At 70.6% G+C, this 19,632-nt stretch carries 19 protein-coding genes; 7 read left to right on the top strand and 12 right to left on the bottom strand.

The window, feature by feature from the left end:
* Positions 1-3: 3 nt before the first annotated feature.
* From IAG42_RS36175 to IAG42_RS36160, 4 genes are all read right to left on the bottom strand, one after another.
* Entirely contained in the window at positions 4-579 is a 576-nt protein-coding gene (locus IAG42_RS36175; protein ID WP_188341854.1) for a transcriptional regulator, read from the bottom strand.
* Positions 580-764: 185 nt separating this feature from the next.
* A complete protein-coding gene (locus IAG42_RS36170; RefSeq protein ID WP_188341853.1) occupies positions 765-1,418 on the bottom strand; it encodes a hypothetical protein in 654 nt (217 codons plus the stop codon).
* Positions 1,415-2,341: a ParA family protein gene (locus IAG42_RS36165; RefSeq protein ID WP_188341852.1), complete on the bottom strand. Its 927-nt coding sequence runs from the start codon at positions 2,339-2,341 to the stop codon at positions 1,415-1,417. The genes IAG42_RS36170 and IAG42_RS36165 overlap by 4 nt, the downstream gene beginning before the upstream one ends.
* 3,206 nt (positions 2,342-5,547) lie before the next feature.
* Positions 5,548-6,285, bottom strand: coding sequence for a class I SAM-dependent DNA methyltransferase (locus IAG42_RS36160; RefSeq protein WP_188341851.1), 738 nt, complete (start codon positions 6,283-6,285; stop codon positions 5,548-5,550).
* Positions 6,286-6,431: 146 nt separating this feature from the next.
* Here IAG42_RS36160 and IAG42_RS36155 point away from each other — a divergent pair, with 146 nt between their 5' ends.
* The 3 genes from IAG42_RS36155 (at position 6,432) to IAG42_RS36145 (ending at position 7,830) form a co-directional block, all read left to right on the top strand.
* Positions 6,432-6,878, top strand: a complete 447-nt coding sequence (locus IAG42_RS36155) for a DUF1772 domain-containing protein (RefSeq protein WP_188341850.1) — start codon at positions 6,432-6,434, stop codon at positions 6,876-6,878.
* A gap of 59 nt (positions 6,879-6,937) precedes the next feature.
* A complete protein-coding gene (locus IAG42_RS36150; RefSeq protein WP_188341849.1) occupies positions 6,938-7,288 on the top strand; it encodes an antibiotic biosynthesis monooxygenase family protein in 351 nt (116 codons plus the stop codon).
* Positions 7,289-7,389: 101 nt separating this feature from the next.
* On the top strand, positions 7,390-7,830 hold the full coding sequence (locus IAG42_RS36145; protein WP_188341848.1) for a DUF4267 domain-containing protein: 441 nt from the start codon (positions 7,390-7,392) through the stop codon (positions 7,828-7,830).
* Positions 7,831-7,924: 94 nt separating this feature from the next.
* Here IAG42_RS36145 and IAG42_RS36140 read toward each other — a convergent pair whose 3' ends face one another.
* Both IAG42_RS36140 and IAG42_RS36135 read right to left on the bottom strand, forming a co-directional pair.
* Positions 7,925-8,665 carry an MBL fold metallo-hydrolase gene (locus tag IAG42_RS36140; protein ID WP_188341847.1) on the bottom strand — a complete coding sequence of 247 codons (741 nt, stop codon included), beginning with the start codon at positions 8,663-8,665 and terminating at the stop codon, positions 7,925-7,927.
* 97 nt (positions 8,666-8,762) lie between these two features.
* Complete coding sequence (locus IAG42_RS36135; RefSeq protein ID WP_223206482.1) at positions 8,763-9,308, bottom strand: isochorismatase family protein; 546 nt, start codon at positions 9,306-9,308, stop codon at positions 8,763-8,765.
* A 58-nt stretch (positions 9,309-9,366) separates the two neighbouring features.
* On the opposite strand from IAG42_RS36135, the gene IAG42_RS36130 reads away from it, so the two are divergent.
* Complete coding sequence (locus tag IAG42_RS36130) at positions 9,367-9,837, top strand: MarR family winged helix-turn-helix transcriptional regulator (RefSeq protein ID WP_223206481.1); 471 nt, start codon at positions 9,367-9,369, stop codon at positions 9,835-9,837.
* Positions 9,838-9,876: 39 nt separating this feature from the next.
* Here the strand turns inward: IAG42_RS36130 and IAG42_RS36125 are convergent, their stop codons facing one another.
* The 5 genes from IAG42_RS36125 to IAG42_RS36105 all read right to left on the bottom strand — a co-directional run bounded on the left by IAG42_RS36125 (position 9,877) and on the right by IAG42_RS36105 (position 16,775).
* Positions 9,877-11,025 carry a DUF4132 domain-containing protein gene (locus tag IAG42_RS36125; RefSeq protein ID WP_188341845.1) on the bottom strand — a complete coding sequence of 383 codons (1,149 nt, stop codon included), beginning with the start codon at positions 11,023-11,025 and terminating at the stop codon, positions 9,877-9,879.
* 84 nt (positions 11,026-11,109) lie between these two features.
* Entirely contained in the window at positions 11,110-12,576 is a 1,467-nt protein-coding gene (locus IAG42_RS36120) for a carboxylesterase/lipase family protein (RefSeq protein ID WP_188341844.1), read from the bottom strand.
* Positions 12,577-12,596: 20 nt separating this feature from the next.
* Positions 12,597-13,661, bottom strand: coding sequence for a 5'/3'-nucleotidase SurE (gene surE / locus IAG42_RS36115; protein ID WP_188341843.1), 1,065 nt, complete (start codon positions 13,659-13,661; stop codon positions 12,597-12,599).
* A 37-nt stretch (positions 13,662-13,698) separates the two neighbouring features.
* A complete protein-coding gene (locus IAG42_RS36110) occupies positions 13,699-15,396 on the bottom strand; it encodes a glycoside hydrolase family 3 protein (RefSeq protein WP_188342031.1) in 1,698 nt (565 codons plus the stop codon).
* A 116-nt stretch (positions 15,397-15,512) separates the two neighbouring features.
* Positions 15,513-16,775, bottom strand: coding sequence for an MFS transporter (locus IAG42_RS36105; RefSeq protein ID WP_188341842.1), 1,263 nt, complete (start codon positions 16,773-16,775; stop codon positions 15,513-15,515).
* A 265-nt stretch (positions 16,776-17,040) separates the two neighbouring features.
* Between IAG42_RS36105 and IAG42_RS36100 the strand changes: the two genes are divergently transcribed.
* Positions 17,041-17,715, top strand: a complete 675-nt coding sequence (locus tag IAG42_RS36100; RefSeq protein ID WP_188341841.1) for a TetR/AcrR family transcriptional regulator — start codon at positions 17,041-17,043, stop codon at positions 17,713-17,715.
* 88 nt (positions 17,716-17,803) lie between these two features.
* Here the strand turns inward: IAG42_RS36100 and IAG42_RS36095 are convergent, their stop codons facing one another.
* Entirely contained in the window at positions 17,804-18,418 is a 615-nt protein-coding gene (locus IAG42_RS36095; RefSeq protein WP_223206479.1) for a TetR/AcrR family transcriptional regulator, read from the bottom strand.
* 114 nt (positions 18,419-18,532) lie between these two features.
* On the opposite strand from IAG42_RS36095, the gene IAG42_RS36090 reads away from it, so the two are divergent.
* Together IAG42_RS36090 and IAG42_RS36085 are read left to right on the top strand one after the other, a co-directional pair.
* Positions 18,533-19,201 carry an FMN-dependent NADH-azoreductase gene (locus tag IAG42_RS36090; protein WP_188341840.1) on the top strand — a complete coding sequence of 223 codons (669 nt, stop codon included), beginning with the start codon at positions 18,533-18,535 and terminating at the stop codon, positions 19,199-19,201.
* The gene (locus IAG42_RS36085) at positions 19,198-19,521 is read left to right on the top strand and encodes a DMT family transporter (protein WP_188341839.1); all 324 of its coding nucleotides are present in this window, start codon (positions 19,198-19,200) and stop codon (positions 19,519-19,521) included. The genes IAG42_RS36090 and IAG42_RS36085 overlap by 4 nt, the downstream gene beginning before the upstream one ends.
* Positions 19,522-19,632 lie beyond the last annotated feature (111 nt).

Here is a 19,632-nt window from a genome sequence, read left to right as displayed (position 1 = left end):
GGGCTAGGCGGCGAACCCGATCGCGGTCACGTACTCGTACTCGCCCCACTGAGAGCCCAGATCGACGACGACGTCGTTCACCCACGCCTCGTCCAGCGCACCCTCGTCACCGGCCGCCCAGGCCTCCACGATCCGGTCCCAGCGGCGCACGTTCAGGGTGCGGTAGTCGATGACGCGCTGGCGCGGGCGCGGCACCTGCGACTGGTTCAGCGGATGGAACTCCACGCGTGTGCCCCGGCCCTGACGGTTCAGACGGGCCAGCAGGTGCCGGGAGACGTTCGCCCGGCGCACCGTGAGGTACGCGGCGTCGATCCGCTCCAGGTTCTGCCGCGTCGGCTGCCGCTTGCCGTCGAGCCACGCCTTCAGCGTGCGGTCCGTGACGGTCAGCCCTGCGTCCCGCGCGGCGGCCCGGGCGTGCGGGGTACGGGTCAGGTAGTGCAGGCGCGCCATGAGGCCACGACGGGCCGTGACGGGCGTCGCGATGAACCCGGCGAGCCGGTCCAGCTGCCGCGCCACGGCCTCGTGCCCCTTGATGCCCTGGGCGCCGTACTTGCCGAACTCGAGGTTCCTGTCCGGCATGAGCGGGCCTTTCGTGGAAACGGGCGGGGACGGCTGGCCCACATGCTACGGGCGGCCCCCGCGGATTCGGATCAACGGCCGACTCGACGGAGCTCGACGACAGATTCGACGGCGACTCAGCGGCGTCTCTACGGCATCGGGGAGCGGCGGCCGCGGGCCACCACTCCCCCACTCCCCCGCCCGGCTCAGACGTCCCTGCGCCCCGGCAGGTACTGGTCCAGGACGATCGCGAGGAACTTGGTGTGGTCCGGCAGACCGGACTCCCGCACCAGGCCGTCGATGATCCCGCGCTGCGTCCGGGTCGGCTTGTACTGCAGCTGTACGGGGCCCAGGCCGCGCAGATCCGTGTCGTCCGGCTTGACCGTGACCGCGAACAGCTTGGACTGGAACTTCGGCGTCCGCCGGGCGTCCTCGACGACCTGCGCGAGCCCCTTCTCCGCCGCGGCCTCGACGGCCATCAGCACGATCTGGGTGTGCGTGACGTCGTTCGCCTTGCGGTACTTGCGGAAGCGCGCGGCCACGTTCTGCGACACGTAGAAGCCGACGGGCTTCGCCGTGTCCGCGTCGTCCAGCGGCTCCGGCTCGGGCTCCTGGACGACCTCACGGGCCGGCTGCGGGATGACCGTCGGCGCGGCGGCCACGGGCGTGGGCATCGGGGTCACCGGAGCGACCGGCTGCGCCTGCGCGGGTGCCGGAGTGGCCCAGCCGGCGAGAGCGCTGGACGAACCACCGCCGCCGCTGCCACCGCCTCCGCTGAACAGATTGCCGACGCCCTCGTCGGACATACTCCGCTCTTCCACGTCCTCGTCCACGCGCTTCTTGCCCTTGGGCGGGGTCATGCGGCTGCGTCCTTCCTCAGCTCGAGTGCCCGAGCGAACATCTCTTCGGTGAATCCTTCATAGTCGGCGACCAGACCCTCGACGGTCTCCGGGACCGAGCGGTCACCCTCCCGGCGCCGGTCGGCCAACTCCTGCACGAGCAGACCTCGTTTGCGCACGAGCCGGGCCACCGACTCCGTGTGCCCGATGAGGTGCTTGAACATGTGGGCCTCTTCGCCGAGGACCTTCTGCACCTGCTGGCGTACGTCGGCGTGGATGCCGGTGTAGTTGCGGCCCGTGTCGAACAGCAGCACGCCCAGGAGCTCCAGGTGCGGATTGAGCTGACTGACGAACCGCACGTAAGAGAACTCCAGGCCGATCTGCGCCAGACCGTCCTCCGCTCCCCCGTCGCTCTTGACCGGGATCACCAGCCAGCGTGCCGTCGACAGCGCGAGCCGCTGCAGCGACGGGTTCTCGGGCGGGGTGTCGAGAATGATGATCTGGTACTCGTGCGCGATCGGCAGCAGGCACATCAGCAGCCGCAGGTACGCGTGCGGCCCTTCCTTCGCGAGCAGCGTGTGGAAGAAGATGCCGAACTCGTCACCGAGGGCCGGGCCGCCCATCACGACGTCCAGGTTCTCGCGGACGTTGCGCTGCGGCCGGAGCGCCGTGCCGGTGCGCAGCGACTCCAGGAGACCCGCTCCCCCGTCGTTCCACTCGGCCCGCTTGTAGCCGAGCTCGCGCGCGATGTTGCCCTGCGCGTTGCAGTCGATGATGAGCGTACGCAGACCGCTGCGCGCCGCCTTGCCGGCCGCGTTGGCCGACACGGACGACTTGCCCACGCCGCCCTTGCCGTTGCCGAACATGAAGATGTGCGACAGCGAGCCCCACGGGATCTGGGGCAGGTTCAGTCGGCTGTCAGGTGCCGCGAAGGGACTGGACATGGATCCTCTCAGTCTGGTTCAGGCCCGAAGACGGGTGAGGGACGCTGGGAAACGGGTCGGATATGCCCCTTTTTGAGGGGCTTTGCCCGGCCGGAAGTTCTCTCAGAACGATCCTGCGCTCCAAAGAGGCCGACCCTGGTGCCGAGTACCCCACGAACGCCCTCTCCGAGGCCCGGCAGACCCCTCCGCGACCCCGTTCCGGCAGGTCGGCGAAGGGTTCTCGGTTGGTGCTCAAGTGTGCTGCCCCGCAGGAGTCTCCACCTGGAGCCAACCAAGCTCACAAGCAGATCCCCATGCCTCCCCACCAGCGACGAACCCAACAGTGAGCACATCAGACGCTCCCACAGTTCCGTTCACCTCCAGTGAAGTTGCGACGCAAAGCGCTGCACACATTATCAGGACGATCTTCGCCCGCATACGGCAACACGCGCATCAGCCAACGAGAGATCAAGCCGAGCCACAGGCGTCACCGCCCAGTCCCCTGCCTGGCGGCCCATCAGCGCGTCACCCGACACCGCAACTTGCCCGCCACCCCATCAGTCGGCAAACAGGCACGCAATCAGCCGAGCAGGCCCACTCCCCCACCGGCACGCAAACCGCCCCGCGATCCCATCGCCTGACGTGACGGCCGGCCACCACGCGAGCGAGGTGACCAACCAGCAGCCGGGCTCGCGGTCCAACTCCGCAACGGGCTGACCTTCTGGCCTGCGCCCTTGTGCGCCACCAAGCCAGCTGCCTTGCCCACTGGCATGCCAGGCATCACGCTGCCAGTCCAGCGGGCGGTGCCACGGTGGCGCCTGTAGCCGAACAGGCCGGTGCACCAACAGGCAAGCGATTCCACTTGCTGATGCGCGGATGTACGGACAGACCGGCTGGCTCGCCTATGGGGAAACCGGCCTGCTGACCTGTCAGCGGGCCAGTTTCTCGACTCGCTAGCACCCGCACGGCGTGCCTCACGAGGAAGCGAGCAGTGCACCTGACTGGGAGGCAAGCCCACGTACTGACAAGACTCTTGGCATTCAAGCGTGCGTTCCGGCATGCAGTGGAACTGATTGGTGGGGCTGCCCGCCAAGAAGCTGCCGGGTTCGCTAGGAGTCTGACGTCCACGTCGACAGCGGGGCAGGCCTGCATACCAACGCGGAGGCTGACCGGTGCGTTGATGCGGCATCCGATGCGTTGACGTACCGGCGGTCAAAGTGTCGAACGGGTAGCTGGTCTGGTTGCTCGGCGCGCACGCATTCCGGTCGACGGGCGAGCTGATAGACGCACTGGCGCATCCACCTGCATGCACGCTTGCAACTTGACTGGTTCTACTGCTTAGACGAAGGCAGTTTGAAACGCGTGCAGTAAAGCGCGTGTGGCAACTGACTGACACACGACGTGTAGCGCCTCGACTCTGACGTGCATCACCACAACGAGACATGCGTGACTCGCAGCAGTGACAGAGGCGTTCATTCACGCCCAGCAACATGCTTGCGCGCAAGCTTGCGTCAATGTTTGCAGTGATGTTTGTTTTCCCAGGTCAGAGGCGGTATTCCTGCTCTAGAACGTGCGCGATGAGTATAGGCAGGAACGGCTAGCCTGGCCAGTACCTTCACGAGTCAAGGGTGGACGATGGTGATTGCAGCCTTCGAAATGCGCCTGGGCTGGAAGGGGGATTCGTGGTGCCCAATGGTCAGCCGGGCACGGTTAGTTCCGGCGAGTAGAGCTGAGCATGGCCGCGCGCCAGAAGCCCGGGCGAGCGAGATGTGGAAGACGCATCAGCTGGGTGGACATCAGACACGAGTGCACGAGGGGCTGGGCGGCGATCCGTGATCTGCTCGGAGGTCATGAAGCATCCGGCATGCAGTCTTGGTGGGTGCCAGGACCTGATCGTTGGGTGCGGCCCTGTGAAGAGAAGTGCAGAGGTGGGACCCATGTCCTGATGCCGGGTGATGAAACCTCTGCATGCTTCTGCGCCACCCAGCCCCGCATCCCATGGCGATGGGTCGAGTCGGATGGGACGCCGCCCTTCGGTCCTTCTGCTCAGGCCGTTCGCTCTGGGTCGGGTGCTGAAGGGTGGGGGAGTGGTGGCAGGGTTAGGTTGCTTGACCTGGGCCGATTCACTTCGGAAGGCCAGCTGTCCTAGGTCGAAGGCGCGCTCAGCTCGGGCTGATCCGGAGGAGTCGATCAGTCCAGGCCGGCCCCTGGCCGAGGACACTCGCGACTACGGCTCGAGGCGAGCCCTCCACTCTGAACTCCGGGGCAGCGGCACGATGCCCGACCGCGTGCCGGAAGTCCACCGGTTGTCCGGCACGGTCGCGAAGACCTCTGCGATGGGTGGATAGTCGTCTGCCAGGTGGCGTCTCGCTGGCTGTCGTCCGACAGTTCTGTGCGGCCGGAGACGAGACGACTGGCACATGATGGCGCAGTTGCCGAGCGGGTCACATCTCAAGAGCGAGTTCCTCAGATGGCCAGCCGCTCGGCATGGCCATCTGATCCTCGACCGGGCCACCCTGCGACGATCTCCTTGGCCTCACGCCTCAGCCATGCGGGCCCGAAGCCTCGCCTTCGCCGGCGCCTCCAGCCACCCCAGGACCGCACCCTGCGGCGGCATCACCGTGCCTGGCTGAAGGGACCGGCGCGATCTTGCTGCACAGAACGGCAATGTCGTGGGCCGGGCCAACAGGGCAAGTCAGCCGCCGCGCCGGAAACCCGAGATCAGCGACCGCCCCCAGGCCATGGCTCACGCGTAAGGCCCTCAGGCGCGGAGGAGCCGGGTTCGCACCCGCTCCGCGACGCGGGCTCGACGGGCGGCTTCGGAAGGGCAGTTCCATGGGGGCGCGGTGCGCGCGCGGCTTCCCTAGGGCTCGGCCGTGCCCACCCGGACGCATCGCATCCACCGATGGTGGCGAGCTCGTGCCGAGCCGATGACCGACCCCGTAGGCCCCGTCGAGCCGTTCACGGCTGGTGATGATCAGCGCGGCCGTTACCGGAGCGTCCTGGTGGCGGCGGCTGGGCGGGCAGAGGGCCCGGCTGGGGGAGTGGTGCCGAGAGAAGGACGGTGAACGCAGCCCGCTGCGGAGGCGGTTTCACCTGGGAGAAGGGCCGGCGGGCCGTGATTCCGGGTTCTGGTTCCGCGCTCTCGATGGCTCTCACAGAAGTCATTGATAGTTCAAGTATTCAGTGAAAACGGGAGCTGGGGGAGTGGGGGAGTGGGCGCGGCCTCAGGCCGGCTTGCGCCACACGGAGATGTGCTTCGCGGAGTCCTGGGTGAACGCGGACCCGTCCCAGTCCGCGACGCGGCGTTCCAGCTCGAGACCGGCGATCCGTGCCATCAGGTCGAGCTCGGCCGGCCAGGCGTAGCGATGGCGGGAGTTGTCGCGGCGGTACTGGCCGTCGTCGTCGCGGGTGAAGTGGTGCGAGACGAGCATCTGCTCGACCAGGTCGAAGGTGTCGAAGCCGAGATGACGCTCGGAGACGTCGAACGGCACCGCGACCTGGCCAGGCGGCAGGGATCGCAGTGGCGGCACGCCCAGTTCGATGACGAAGCGGCCGCCGGGCCGCAGATGGCGTGCGGCGTTGCGGAAGCACTCGACCTGCTCGTCCTGTGTGAGCAGGTTCGAGATGGTGTTGTAGACGAGGTAGACCAGGGCGAACTCGCCGGGGACGACGGTGGTGGCCATGTCTCCGATGGTCAGCGGCAGCGTGTCCTCGTCGACCTTGCGCCGCAGCACCGCCGCCATGTGCTCGGACAGTTCGATGCCCGCCACCCGCACCCCGCGTTCGCGGAGGGGGACGCCCACGCGTCCGGTTCCGATGGCGAACTCCAGGGCCCGGCCTTCCCGGGCGAGCTCGGCGAGGAAGGCGAGGGTCGGTGCGAGGGCGGCAGCCGAGGACGACTCGGCCTCCTCGGTGTCGTAGCGCTCGGCGGTCGCGCGGGTCCACAGCTCACTGCTCGTCACGGGCGGCCACTCTGCCGGGAGTTGAAGGGTGCTGTCGAAGCAATTACGCCCCCTCGACAACTTTCTAGCAGCGCTAGACAACCGAGCGACATTAGGTCTAGCGTTGCCTCATCAGCTAGCAGCGCTAGAAAATTGGAGAGGTCAACATGCTCGCCGTACTCGAGGTCGTCACCGTCGTGGCCGTCGGTCTGATGGTCGGGGTGGAGTTCTCCGTCGCCTTCGTCATGAACCGCATCTTCGACGCCCTTCCCGACGACAGCGACCAGATGGCCCGCTCCCACGGCGGCCGCATGCTCGGCGCCCTGATGCCCTTCTGGTACATCGGCTCCGTCGTCCTCTGCGCGATCTGGGCCGTCGCGGGACGGCACCACGAGGGCACCGGCCTGGTGGCCGCCGGCGCCGCCCTCCTGATCGTCAGCGTGATCATGTCGATCCTCCTCCTCGTCCCGATCAACAACCAGGGCAAGAAGTGGACCCCCGAGACCCGCCCCGCGGACTGGAAGGAGCAGATGAACCGCTGGGACCGCTACCACTACGCCCGCGTCGCCGTCATCGTCGCCGCCTTCACCCTCCTCGTCACCGCCCTCGTCTGAACCAGCACCACTGCACGACCTGCCGATCAACAGACCGATACCAACAGGGAGTTCAGAAAATGGCCAAGCTGCAAAGTCTCGACCCGCGCACGCCGATGTTCGCGCAGTTCCAGGAGAAGACCGGGCCCGTCGTCCTGGCCAACACCTTCCTGGTTCCGAAGGAGCAGACGGAGTCGTTCATGGCCCTCTTCCAGAGGCAGGCCGAGTTCATGAAGGCCCAGCCGGGATTCGTCTCCCTGCAGATGCACCGGGGGACGGCGGGCAGCGAGCTGCTGATGAACGTCGCGGTCTGGGAGTCCACCGAGGCGCTGGCCAGGGCGATCGGCAACCCGGAGTTCCAGCGCATGGCGGCCGAGTTCCCCGACGACATCGTGTCGTACCCGCACATCTTCGAGCAGATCGAGGCCTGACACGGCAACCGCAGCCACGGCACCCGCACCCGCACCCGCACCCAAGCCCACCCACTCACTGACCACTCGCTGACCAACCCACCCACAGAAGGAGAAGCCCCATGTCACTGAAGACCGTGAACACCGTCCTGGCCACCGTCTGCGTCCTGTTCGTCCTCTACCTCGGACTGTCCTTCATCCTGGCTCCGGCGGCGTCCACCCCGGGCGTCGGCCTGCCGACCTGGCCCTCCGGAGACGGTGGCGGCTTCCTCACCATGAAGGGAATCCGCGAGTTCTCGATGGGCCTGGTCATCGGCATCCTGCTGCTGACGGGCCACCGCCGCGCCCTGGGCTGGGTCCTGCTGATGGAGGCCGTCGCCCCGTTCGGCGACATGATCAACGTCCTGGCCCACCATGGCACCGTCGCCGCCGCGCTCGGCATCCACGGCCTGACCTCGGCGTTCATCACGCTCGTCGCCGTGCTGATGCTCCGCGAGACCGGCAAGGCCCACCAGTCCGCCAAGACGACGACGGTCGCCGGATCAGCCGCGCAGCCCGTCTGAAGTCTTCAAAGCCGGCCTTCCTCCCTCAGCCCTCTCAGCCCCCTCCTCTCTCAGCCCCCTCCTCCCCCTGAAACAGGAGCAGTTGATGCCGGACTCAATCCCGGGACCCGCCCGTGCCCGGCCCCGATGCCGACCGCACCGCATCGCCCACCTGGGCCGGAGAGATGCGCCAGGGCGCGCCGTGGCCGGGTAGCACCCAGGACGCCGGCAGGCCGGAGATCCGGTCGAGCGAGGACAGCGCGAGGTCGGGGTCGTCGGTGAAGGGCGCCGGCTGGGGGCCCGCGCGTCCGGTGAGGACGTGCCGCGTGGTCAGGGCGTCCCCGACGAAGACCGCGTCGGCGAGCGGAACGTGCACCGCGACGCTCCCCGGAGAATGCCCCGGCATGCCCACGATCACCGGGCTCCCGGGCAGGTCCAGTACGTCACCGTCACCGAACTCGGTGACATCGCCGACGTAGCGCGGCCGCAGGCCGTTCTTGCGGACAAGGCTGTAGCCGAGGAACTTGAGCGTCGGGCCGAGGCGCCGGGGCCCGATGGCGCCCTTGAACTTCTCTCCCTCCCGGGTGCGGACGGCGTCGGCAGCGTGCACGAACACCGGTACTCCGTGAGTCTTTCGAAGCCGCTCGGCGAACCCGATGTGGTCGGTGTCCCCGTGCGTGAGGACGAGTCCGCGGATGTCGTCGAAGGACTTGCCCAGGGAGCGCAGTTCGCGGCGCAGATCCCGCCAGTGACCGGGCAGCCCGGCGTCGATGAGCGTGATGCCGTCGTCGGTGTCGACGAGATAGCACGCCACGATGTCGTTCCCGAGGCGGTGCAGATGAGGTGCGAGCTTCACGGAACCCCTTTCGGAGCAGAGGCATGGCAAGGGCAGCGGGGGAGCGGGCCGGAGCCGCGGCATCCCCGCTCATGGAAGCCCGGCCGACGCCGACCGGCTACGTCATCAGTCCGTGCAGCGCGACGATGACATCACGTCCGGCGGGCGTCGTGAAGTCACGCACCATGCTCGTCACGAAACTCGCCACCGATGTCACGGTGCCGCCGGCCGCCTGGATCTGGGCCAGCGCCGCTCTCTCCGTACGCTCCGACATCCCGCCGCTCGCGTCGACGAGGACGATGACCTCGTAACCGTCCGCCAGGGCGTCGAGCGCGGTGTGCAGGACCACGATCTCCGAGGTGACGCCACAGATGACCAGCGTCTTGCGGTCCTCGGCGGCGATCGCCGCGCGCCAAGTGGGGTCGTCCCAGCAGCACGGTCCACCGCGCACGAACGGGGCGGCCTCCGGGAGTTCGGCGATGACGTCGGGCCCGTCGGGCCTGGGGGCGACCGACACGGTGAACGGGATGTCGAGCCGCTGCGCGAGCGCGCCGAGCACCCCCGCCGAGCGCCTGATGGTCTCGGGGCTGTTCGTGCTGCTCAGGGCCACGATGCTGTCCTGCAGATCGGCGAAGACGATCTGCACGGTGCGAGGATCAATCACGGGTCTCACCTCAAATCATTCAGAGCCTGAATGGTTCGAGGACGGTAGCATGCCCCTCATGGACGAAGCCACGTGGACGGACACCCTCAGCTTCCGGCTCGGCGCGCTGGGCGCGCTGATCGCCGATCAGTACGCGGAGGCCCTGGCCATCCATGACGTGAAGCCCAAGCACGTCGGCCTGTTGGGTGTGCTCGACAAGGGGCTGGCCTCGTCACAGCTTGAGATCGCCAAGCTGATGCGGGTGGCGCCCAGCCTCGTCGTGTCGCTCGCGGACCATCTCGAGGCCATGGGCGCGATCGAGCGCCTGCGCGACCCGGCCGACCGCCGTCGTCAGATCCTGAGCCTCACCCGCAAGGGACACCGCCTCCTGGCCGACTGCACGGCCAAGGCGCGCGCCCTCGACGAGGAGCTGGCCGCCGGCCTCACCGCGTCCCAGCGGACCGCGCTCAGCGAGGCGCTCGACCGCCTGGCGGCCTCCTACGGCCTGCCCGTCAGCGCCAAGCCGGGCGCCGGCCCGGCCCCCCGGTAGCCGGACCGAACACGCCCGCGCGCCCTCTCCTGACCCCTCTCACGAGTCCTGGCAGGAATCCTCCGCCCGCAGCCGCACCCGCGCCGTGGACGGAAGCGTCGCGGCGTCGGTGCCGGCGCCCGGATCGAGGGGACGGAAGCCGCCGCCGTCCGATACCTCGTACTCCCAGTTCAAGGACCGTGTGACCACCCCCGTGACCGGGTGGTCCCGGTAGAAGCGCCGCCAGTCGTCCGCGCACCATGTACGCCCCTCGCCGGCCAGCGCGCGCAGCCGGGTCCGCTCCTCGGCGAGGGTGGTCTCGATGCGCTTGGCCTGGCGCCGTACGCCGTCGACGTCGTCGGACCAGGTACGGGACTTGTAGCCGGTCGGCGACCGGAACGGGTGCGTGGTGCGCGTGGCCGTGCCGTCCTTGTCGATCCAGTCGACGGTGACCTGGCCGCTCGCGTGCACGCTGATCACGGCGTCCAGTGCCAGGTTCCACCACAGGGCGCCGCGGCCGATCCAGCCGAGCGTCAGTGTCCCGTCCTTCTCCAGGCCGTGCCGGGGAACGGTGCGTTCGGCGACCTCGTGCGGCGGGACGCCGAGACGGGCGGCGGACTTCTTCACCGACTTCGCCAGGACCTTGTGGGGGTGCCGGGCGGACGGCACCCAGTAGTGCAGGTCCCAGAGTTCGTCCAGCACCGCCGGACCGGGCAGCTCACCGAGCGAGGCGAACGCGGCGCCGGCGAGGTCGTCGTCCACCTTGTGGTAGACCTCCATGGCCTGCACGTTCTTACGGGCCAGCAGCGCCAGGTCGGCGGCCAGCGGCCCCGGGTCCTGCCGGATCCATCCTGCGGCGAGGGCGAAACCGATCGCCAGGCCGCGGGCGGGGGAGTCGGCCCGGCTCTGCCCCAGCTCCCGGATCACGGTGTTCTCCTCGGCGGCCCCGTGGAAGGACCGCTTGGCGGCCAACTCCCGGACGGCGTACCGCACCAGATCCTCGGCGCCGTCCGCCTTGAGCAGCTGCCTGGTGCGGCGCTTCCACGGCGTGTCGACCTTGTACCGCCAGTTCCAGAACTCGGAGGCGGTGCCCAGGTGACGGACCAGCTCGGTCAGGTCCGGCGGCAGGCTGACCAGACGGTCCCGCACGCGCACGCTCCACGCGTTGTCGGGGTCGAGCAGATGCGTCACCGATGTCGATTCGCTCATACGTTGATCATGCCAAGCGGCACTGACATCGCCCCTCTCCCGGACCTGCCAACGGCCCTTCCGCCTCCTGGACCTGAACGCTGCTCAGCCGCCCCAGATCTCCCGTACGACCCTCAGCGGATCGCGTTCCACGCGAGGCTCGGTCCCCCAGCGCATGACGGCACGGTCGTCGTCGTACGAAGGCCAGTCCGCCCCCGGCGACAGGTCACGGACGAACGCCACCCAGGCGCGGTGCATCCGGTCGGCCAGAGCCTGCGGCGGGCGGGGGCCGAGGGCGGCCTCGACGCCCTCGGCACCGAGGAGGTCGAAGGCGAACGGCAGGTCCGTGCAGTGGTAGGCCTGGCCCTCCCGGCCGGCCGCGGTGCCGGACCACTCGAACTGGTACAGCCAGGTCGGACGCCCCCGCGACGCCCGCTCCTCGGCGGCCGCCAGCGCCGGAGCGCGGAACAGCCGGTCCGTCACGGCCCCGCCGACGCCGGCTCCGGCGCGCTCGGCGAGGAAGCGTGCTGTCCGCCCCTCGTCCAGCCCCAACGCGCCCAGCACGAACCGCAGTTCACCCTCCGGCGCAGCCGCTCCGTCCTCTCCCGGCGCGGCGAACTCGTGCTCGGTGAAGCCGAGCAGCAGCGGCACCGCCGCGTCGGTGAGCGCGGCCGGGACGGGTTCGGGGACGAGGTCGCCGTCCGCGAACGGCGCGAGGTTCAGCCCGGGCAGCTCACCGTCGCCGTCGGGGCCGGGCGCGTCGAGCGCGTCCTGGAACGCGAGCAACTGGGCGTCGCTGACGTCCCGCAGGGCCGCCGCGGTGGCGGGTACGCCCGTGCGCTCCGTGAACCGGCGCGCGACGGACTCCGCGGCCGCGCGGTCCTGCGGGTCCATGACGGCGCCCGATGCGGAGATCCCCGCGCGGAAGAGGCCTCGGGCGGCAGGCGTGGCGAGCAGCGTCTGCACGGCCCCGCCACCGGCCGACTGACCGGCCACGGTGACCTTCGCCGGGTCCCCGCCGAACGCCGCGATGTTGTCCCGGACCCACTCCAGCGCGGCGATCCAGTCCCGTACGCCCCGGTTGGCGGGCGCGTCGGCCAGGTGCAGGAAGCCCTCGATCCCGAGCCGGTAGCCGACGGACACGACGACGACGCCGTCCCGGTTGAACGCCGCGCCGTCGTACCAGGGGCTGGCCGAGGACCCGGCTACGAAGCCGCCGCCGTGGATCCAGACGAGGACCGGCAGCGCGGCGGCCGGAGTGAGGCCGGGGGCGGGGAGGCCGGGGGTGAAGACGTTGAGGTTGAGGACGGCTTCGCCCGGGACGGTCGGCTCCGGGATCGTGGTGATCTCGGCGAACGGCCTGCGCTGCGCGGTCGGCCCGTATGCGGTGGCGTCCAGGGGCCGCGTCCACGGTTCGGGCGGCACGGGTGCGGCGAACCGCAGCGCGCCGACCGGGGGAGCGGCGTAGGGAATGCCGAGGAAGCGGAGGCTGCCGTCGGCGCGCTGCTCGCCGTGCACCGGTCCGCCGCGCGTGGGGACGACCGGCCCGTTCGGGGCGTCTGCGCTGGTCATGTCGTGTGCTCCCAGGGGTGTCACGGGCGCGGCCCGTCGTGTTCGACGTAGGTGCGGACCCGGTTGAGGCGGTGGCGGTCGGTGCTGCGGACGCCGTACGTGCGGTCGGTGGTGACGGGGGTGACGGAGATGTGGCCGTCGCGCAGCAGGGCGGTCGCGTCGGCGTCGGGGACCGTCTCGGTGCAGGCGTCCCCGGGGCGGTACTCGCAGAAGCCGTACCCGATGTCGAACGTGTCGGAGCCGCTGGGTTCGTACGTGTGCCAGACCTCCTGCCCGTGTCCGACGCCGGTCCAGCGGGCGGCCTTGGCGGACTGTCCCGCGCTGACGTCGGGGTAGTCGACCTTGAGGGCGAAGCGTGAGGTCAGCAGGTCGTGGGCGCGCAGACCGGCGACGAGGCGGGCGGCGTAGCCGGCGGTGGCCCGGTAGTCGGCGCGTGGGAAGTTCACGCCGCTGTCGTCTCCGGTCGTGGAGAACGCGACGGCCGGGACGCCCTCCTCCACGGCGGCCAGGGCGGCGCCGACCGTGCCGGAGTCGTTCACCTGGGCGCTGACGTTGGGGCCCGAGTTGATGCCGGTGACGACGAGGTCGGGGCCGTCGCTCCAGCCGGCCTTCGCGGCGAGGGCGCCCCGCAGCGCGAGCCGCACGGTGTCGACGGGGGTGGCGCTGGGACTGCCCGGGCCGCACGGGCCGGCCGCGAGGCAGACCCCGTAGACGGGGGAGCCCGACGGGGTTCTGGCGCAGTCGTCCCCGTAGCCGGCGGGAAGCCCGGTGCGCCGGCTCAGGGTGAGGGCGCCGCTGTTGGTCACGGCTGTGCCCTTGCCGGACTGGACCTGCCAGGGGGCCATCACGACGACGTCGGCGCCGGCCGCGCACAGGGCGCGGCGCAGCTCGTAGAGGCCGAGGCCGTCGGAGTGCGAGGCCTTGGCCGCCCGCATGGAGTCGTCGTTGGTGAGCAGCACGCGCAGGCCGGCGAGCGGCCGGGCGTGCGCGGGCTCGGGCGTGGTGGTGGCCGACGCCGGGCCGGGCAGGGTCAGCACAGCGGCGAACGTGGCGGCGGCGAGGGCGCGGCGTGCGGTGGGTCTCATGCGGTGGTCCCTTCTGAACGGAGGACGGCGGACGGGGTCACAGGGACAGGCCCGCGCCGTACGGGAAGACCGGGTCGGCGGTGTCGTGCGGAACATCGGGGCGGGAGGCCTCGACCGCCGCCATGGAGCGCGGCAGTTCGAAGGGCAGCCGCCCCTCGGGACGGGCGCGCCCGAAGACGACGTCGAGCAGCGCGTCGTCGCTCGCGCCGTAGTCGGCGATCACGGCGGCGGCGCGCTCGGCGATCTCCGGGATGACGGCGGGCCGTTCGAGGTTGATGAGGACGACGGTCGGGACGGTGTCGAGCACGCGCAGGATCGCGGTGAGTTCGTCGTCGGGGAAGTCGAGGCGCCCGGAGTGGAACATCGACTCGAAGCGGTTGGGGCGGTGCTCGTACGGGGTGAACAGGCGCAGGACGGCGAGGTCGGCCTCGGCCGGGGTGCCGACGGGCCGCCCGTGACCGGCGACCGCCTCGAGGTCCAGGCCCTCGGTGTACAGGCGGAGCTTGGTACGGGCCACGGGCAGGAGGCGCTCGCGGTTGACGAGGACGGTGAGCGAGCGGCGCTGGGCGGCGGCCCCGGCGGCGCGGAACCCGTCGGCGCCGACGATCTCCTCGGCGGCGTCCGGGTCGACGAAGCGCCGCTCGTCGAAGAGCCCGAGCACGAACTTCTCGCGCAGCAGCCGCCGTACGGAGTCGTCGACGCGCCGTTCGTCGACGCGGCCGCCGCGCACGAGCTCGACGACGACCTCGGGGCACTCCTCGCCGCCGAACTGGTCGACGCCCGCGTCCAGGGCCTTGGCGGCGCGTTCGGCCACGGTGAGGTGTTCGACGCCCCAGGCGCGGGCCTGGTGCGGCTCGCCGAAGATCTCGTCGTCGCTCAGCAGCCCCCAGTCGGTGCAGACGATGCCGCCGAAGCCCAGCCGGTCGCGGAGCAGGCCGGTGACGACGTCGCGGTTGAAGCCGAAGCCGACCTCCTCCCAGCCGGCGCCGAGGGGACGCCCGTAGTAGGGCATCATCTGCGCGCAGCCGGCGGCGACGGCGGCGCGGAACGGTTCGAGGTGCAGGTCGCGCATGCCGCCGGGGTAGACCTGGTCCTTGCCGTGCGGGAAGTGCGGGTCCTCGCCGTCCTTCTGCGGGCCGCCGCCGGGGAAGTGCTTGACCATGGTGGCGACGCTGTCCGGGCCGAGTTTCTCGCCCTGGAAGCCGCGGATGTAGGCGCGGACGAGTTCGGCGGTGAGGACGGCGTCGGCTCCGAAGGTGCCCATCTGGCGGGCCCAGCGGGGTTCGGTGGCCAGGTCGATCTGGGGGTGCAGGGCCACGCGCAGGCCGACGGCGAGGTACTCCTGGCGGGCGATGTCGGCGAAGCGGTGGACGAGTTCGGGGTCGCGGGCGGCGGCGAGGCCGATCGCCTCGGGCCAGGCGGAGAAGGCGCCTGCGGGCAGGGAGGCGCCGACGTTGAGGGTGAAGGAGTGCCGGGGGTCGGTGGAGACGGTGACCGGGATGCCGAGCCGGGTGCTCGCGGCGATCTCCTGCACGGCGTTGTGCCACTGCGCGAGCCGGCGCGGGTCCGCGGTGCCGACGAGGTTGAAGTGGTTCAGTCCCTGACCGCGGATCAGGCCGGTGGTGTCGGCGGGGAAGTCGCGGTCGGTGCCGTCCTCCGCCTCGACGGGGCGTCCGTCGGGGTGCATCGGGATGACGGTGTGGAAGAGCAGTCCGGCCTTCTCCTCCAGGGTCATCCGGGACAGCAGGTCGTCGACGCGCTCCGCGACGGGGCGGGACGGGTCCTGGTAGGGGTGGCCGTCGAGACGGGCGGGGGCGGTGGTCACGGCAGGTCTCCAGGGTGGTGCGGGGCTCAGCGGACACTCTTGATCGGGGCGACCGACAGGGCCCCGGCGAGGATGATCAGGGCGCCGGCCAGGTACAGGGCGTTGTAGCCGGCGGCGCCGACCACGAGGGACGCCACGAAGGGCGCGAGGATCTGCGGTCCGGCGTTGGCGATGTTCAGTACGCCGAGGTCGCGGGCGGCGTCGGCCGCGTTCGGCAGGACGAGGGTGACCAGCGCGGTGTCCACGGCCATGAAGCAGCCGAAGGCGATCCCGGCGAGCGCGGTGAAGAGCAGGACGCCGGTCCAGGTGGGCATCACGACCGGTACGGCCATGGTGACGGCGGCCAGCACGCAGGACAGGGCGACGAACGGCTTGCGCCGCCCCAGCCGGTCGGAGAGCCAGCCGCCGATCGCGGTGGCGGCGAGGGTGGCGACGGCGTCGACGGGCGCGAGGACGGCCTGGGCGCGGGCCGCGCTCATGCCGTCGGGCAGCTCGATGTGGTCCTGCAGGATGTAGTACTGGAACAGCGAGACGGCGAAGAAGCCGAGCATCATCAGAAACCGTCCGATGAAGGCCCAGCGGAAGTCGGCGACCTTCAACGTGCCGGCGAACGCGGCGAGTTGGCGGCGCAGCGGCACGGCCTCGACGGGCGGCAGCCTCTGCTCGCGGACCAGCGCGGTGAACAGTACGGCGCTCAGGCCGACGACGGCGCCGATCAGCAGGTAGCCGAGGCCGAGGGAGTGCGGCACGTAGTGCGTGGCGAGCAGGACGCCGACGACCGATCCGATCGGTGTGCCGATGCCGACCATCGCGGAGGCCAGGCCCCGGCGTTCGGCCGGCACGCGGTCGGGGACGACGGCGGTGAGTGCGGCCTGGTAGACGTTCATCGTGGCCTGCACCAGACACCACACGACGGTGACCAGCAGGATCGTGCGGGCCTGGCCGAGCAGCGCGAGGGCCGCGAAGGAGGCGAGTCCGCCGCCCAGGATCCACGGGTTGCGGCGCCGCGAGCGGTCCGAGAACAACCCGGCGAGCGGGTTGAACAGGGTGGCGAACACCGCCGAGACACCGGACACCCAGCCGAGCGCGCCGACCTTTCCGGCCGGGTCGATCAGCTCGATCTGTACGGGCAGCAGCACCTGCCCGGCGCCCAGGTAGACCAGGTACAGGGCGGCGTTCCCGAGCGTGAGCATCGGCAGCAGCCGGCCGAGCCGGCGCCCGTCCCCGGGGACGGGTGGCGCGGCGGAGGCGGTCGGCCGGGCACCGTCGGCCGTGGCGTGAGAAGGCATGGCAGGACTCCTGGGTGAGCACGCGTCGCGTGGGCCGGGCAGTCGGCGAGGAGGAAGCGGAAGAGCGGGGGAGCGGAGGAAGGAATGGGGGCCGCGGCTCGACGGGTGCCGTGGGGCAGGCGGGGGATCGGGCCGCGGCCGCACGCTGCCCGTCGGGGGCGCGGCCACAGCGAACCACGAAAACCGAGTGGGTACTAGGTTTTGGATTTGTGACCCAGGTCACAAGCGGGAAAGGGAGGTCGTACGGGCTGACTAGGCTGAGCCCATGGACGTCAAGGACGGGCCGTCGGGCCGCAGGTCAGCCAAGGGAACGGCGCGTGGCACCTACGCCGTGGGCGACGAGCGGCGCGCCCGCATCCTGGACGCCGCCGTCGAACACTTCGCCCAGTGGGGCTACCACGCGACTTCACTCGCGCGGATCGCCAAGGACGTCGGCATCACCCAGGGCGGACTGCTGCACCACTTCCGCACCAAGGAAGCCCTCCTCGTCTCGGTGCTGGAAGCGAGCGACGAACGCGACATCGAGCAGTTCTTCGGCGAGGACCACGCGAGCGTGGCCGACTGGATCCAGGGGCTGCTCGCCCTCACCGAGCTCAACAGCCGACGCCCCGCCCGCACCCGCCTGTTCAACGCCCTCGCCGGCGAAGCGGGCGACCCCGACCATCCGGCGCACGATTTCTTCACGCGCCGCTACCGCACTCTCGTCGCCGACGTCGCCCAGTCCCTGCGTCACGGCGTGGACAGCGGCGAACTGCGACCCGGCACCGACTGTGAGTCCGAGGCGCAGCAACTCCTTGCGGTCATGGACGGCCTGCAACTCCAGTGGGTCCTCGCCCCGCAGGCCATGGACATGCCCCAGCGCCTGCACGCCTATCTCGACCGCCTGTACCGGACGCTGAGCGTGAACGGCGCCGGAATCCCCCTGCGGCGCCCCGAGTAGCCGTGCCGCCCGCTCCCGCTTCCGCCCGTGCCCGGCAGGACCCGGTAGTACTCGGCAGCGGGACCCGGCAGGACCCGACGGCGGACGCTCAGCCGCGCGGGACGAGGACGCCGCGCCCCAGTGCCTTCAGTGCCGCGGTGATCTGCTGGACGTCCAGCCCCATCCGGTCCCGCTGGAACTGGAACACGTCCGGTGCGAGGGGAGCGAGCAGCAGGTCCACCATCGCCTCCCGGTCCTCGACACCGGCCTCGCCGAGCAGCGCCCCGACATGCACGCGCCAGAACCCGTACGCCCCCGTCGCGAAGCGTGACTGCCCGGTCTCCGTGCCGAGGACCAAGTGGATGTGCTGGTCGAGGAGTTCGACCATCGCCTCGTAGAACGCGGCCAGCCGCTCGTCCGGCGGTGCGCCGGGCCCCAGCGGCGGCTCGCCCCGCATCAGTTTCTCCTGGAGCACCCGCTCGTGGTCGTCGAGCAGTGCCACCGCGATGGAGGCGATGTCGGGATAGCGGCGGTAGAGCGTGCCCTTGCCCACGCCGGCGGCGCGCGCGATGTCCTCCATGCGGACGTCCTGCGGCCCGCGCTCGGCGAACAGCCGGGCCGCAGCCGCCAGGACCCGCGCCCGGTTCCGCGCCGCGTCCGCCCGCTCCTTCGGTGCGGGGGACCGGTCCGCCCCTCCGTCGAACAGCATCCTCGGATCGCTCATGGACCCACCCTACTCCAGGAAGTGGACGCTGCGTCCACTTGGCGCTATGGTCTGAACCCTGAAGCGGACGCCTCGTCCACTTAAAGCCGAAGTCTGTCGCCCGGAGGACCCGCCATGACACGCCAGCCGCACCTGCTGCACCTCGACGCCAGTGCCCGCCGCCGCTCCTTCTCCCGCGAGGTCAGCGCCGCGTTCGCCGACGCCTGGCGCGAGGCCGACGGCACGGTCACCCACCGCGACCTCGCCGCCGACCCGGTCCCGCACCTCACCGAGGCCTGGACCGAGATCTGCGACAACCTCCTCGCCGACGGCATCACCGCCCTCGACCGCCTCCACGAGGGCGCCCGCACCCCCGAGCAGGCCACCGCCTGGCAGACGATCGAGCCCCTCCTGAACGAGCTCGTCGCGGCGGACGTCATCCTCATCGGCACCCCGATGTACAACTACGGCGTCCCCGCGTCCCTGAAGGCCTGGATCGACCAGGTGACCTTCCCCCGGATGTCCCTCACCGGCCGCAGGATCGTCGTGGCCAGCGCCCGCGGCGGCTCCTACCTCCCCGGCGCCCCGAAGGCGGCCTTCGACCACCAGGCCCGCTACCTGCAGGACTTCGCCGCCGGCCACTTCGCCATCGACGACGTCACCTTCCTGCACGCCGAACTGGCGAACGCCGTCATCGACCCCCACCTGGCCGACCTGCGCGACCGCCACGAGGCCTCCCTCGCGGAAGCCCTCAAGACCGCCCGCGACCTCGGCCGCGAACTCGCCACAAGGACGACGACATGAACTGGATCTTCCTGGCCCTGGCCGGAGCGGTCGAGATCGGCTGGTCCCAGAGCATCAAACCGACTCAGAACTTCACCCGCCCCGTCCCCACCCTGATCTGCTTCGCCCTGGCCGCCGGCGCGGTCTACCTCCTCACCCTCGCCATGCGCACCATCCCGGTAGGCACCGCGTACGCCGTCTTCACCGGCATCGGAGCCGTCGGCGCCATCGCCCTGGGCATCGTCATCAACCGCGACCCGGTCACCCTCGCCCGCACAGCGGCCCTGACCCTCATCGTCGGAGGCATCATCCTGGCCCGCATGGCCAGCCCCGAAAGCTGACGACCGCTGCCGCCGACGCACACGAACAGCGGCACTGCACATGCGGCCTGACGGACCGCCACCTACGGTCGGCACCAGGGCGACGACAGGGAAGAGGCGCCCGGCGGCCCC

It is taken from the genome of Streptomyces xanthii, from assembly GCF_014621695.1.
GTDB classification, from domain to species: domain Bacteria; phylum Actinomycetota; class Actinomycetes; order Streptomycetales; family Streptomycetaceae; genus Streptomyces; species Streptomyces xanthii.
Note: the sequence above shows the minus strand (reverse complement) of the source record. Positions and strands in the feature narration are given on the sequence as shown.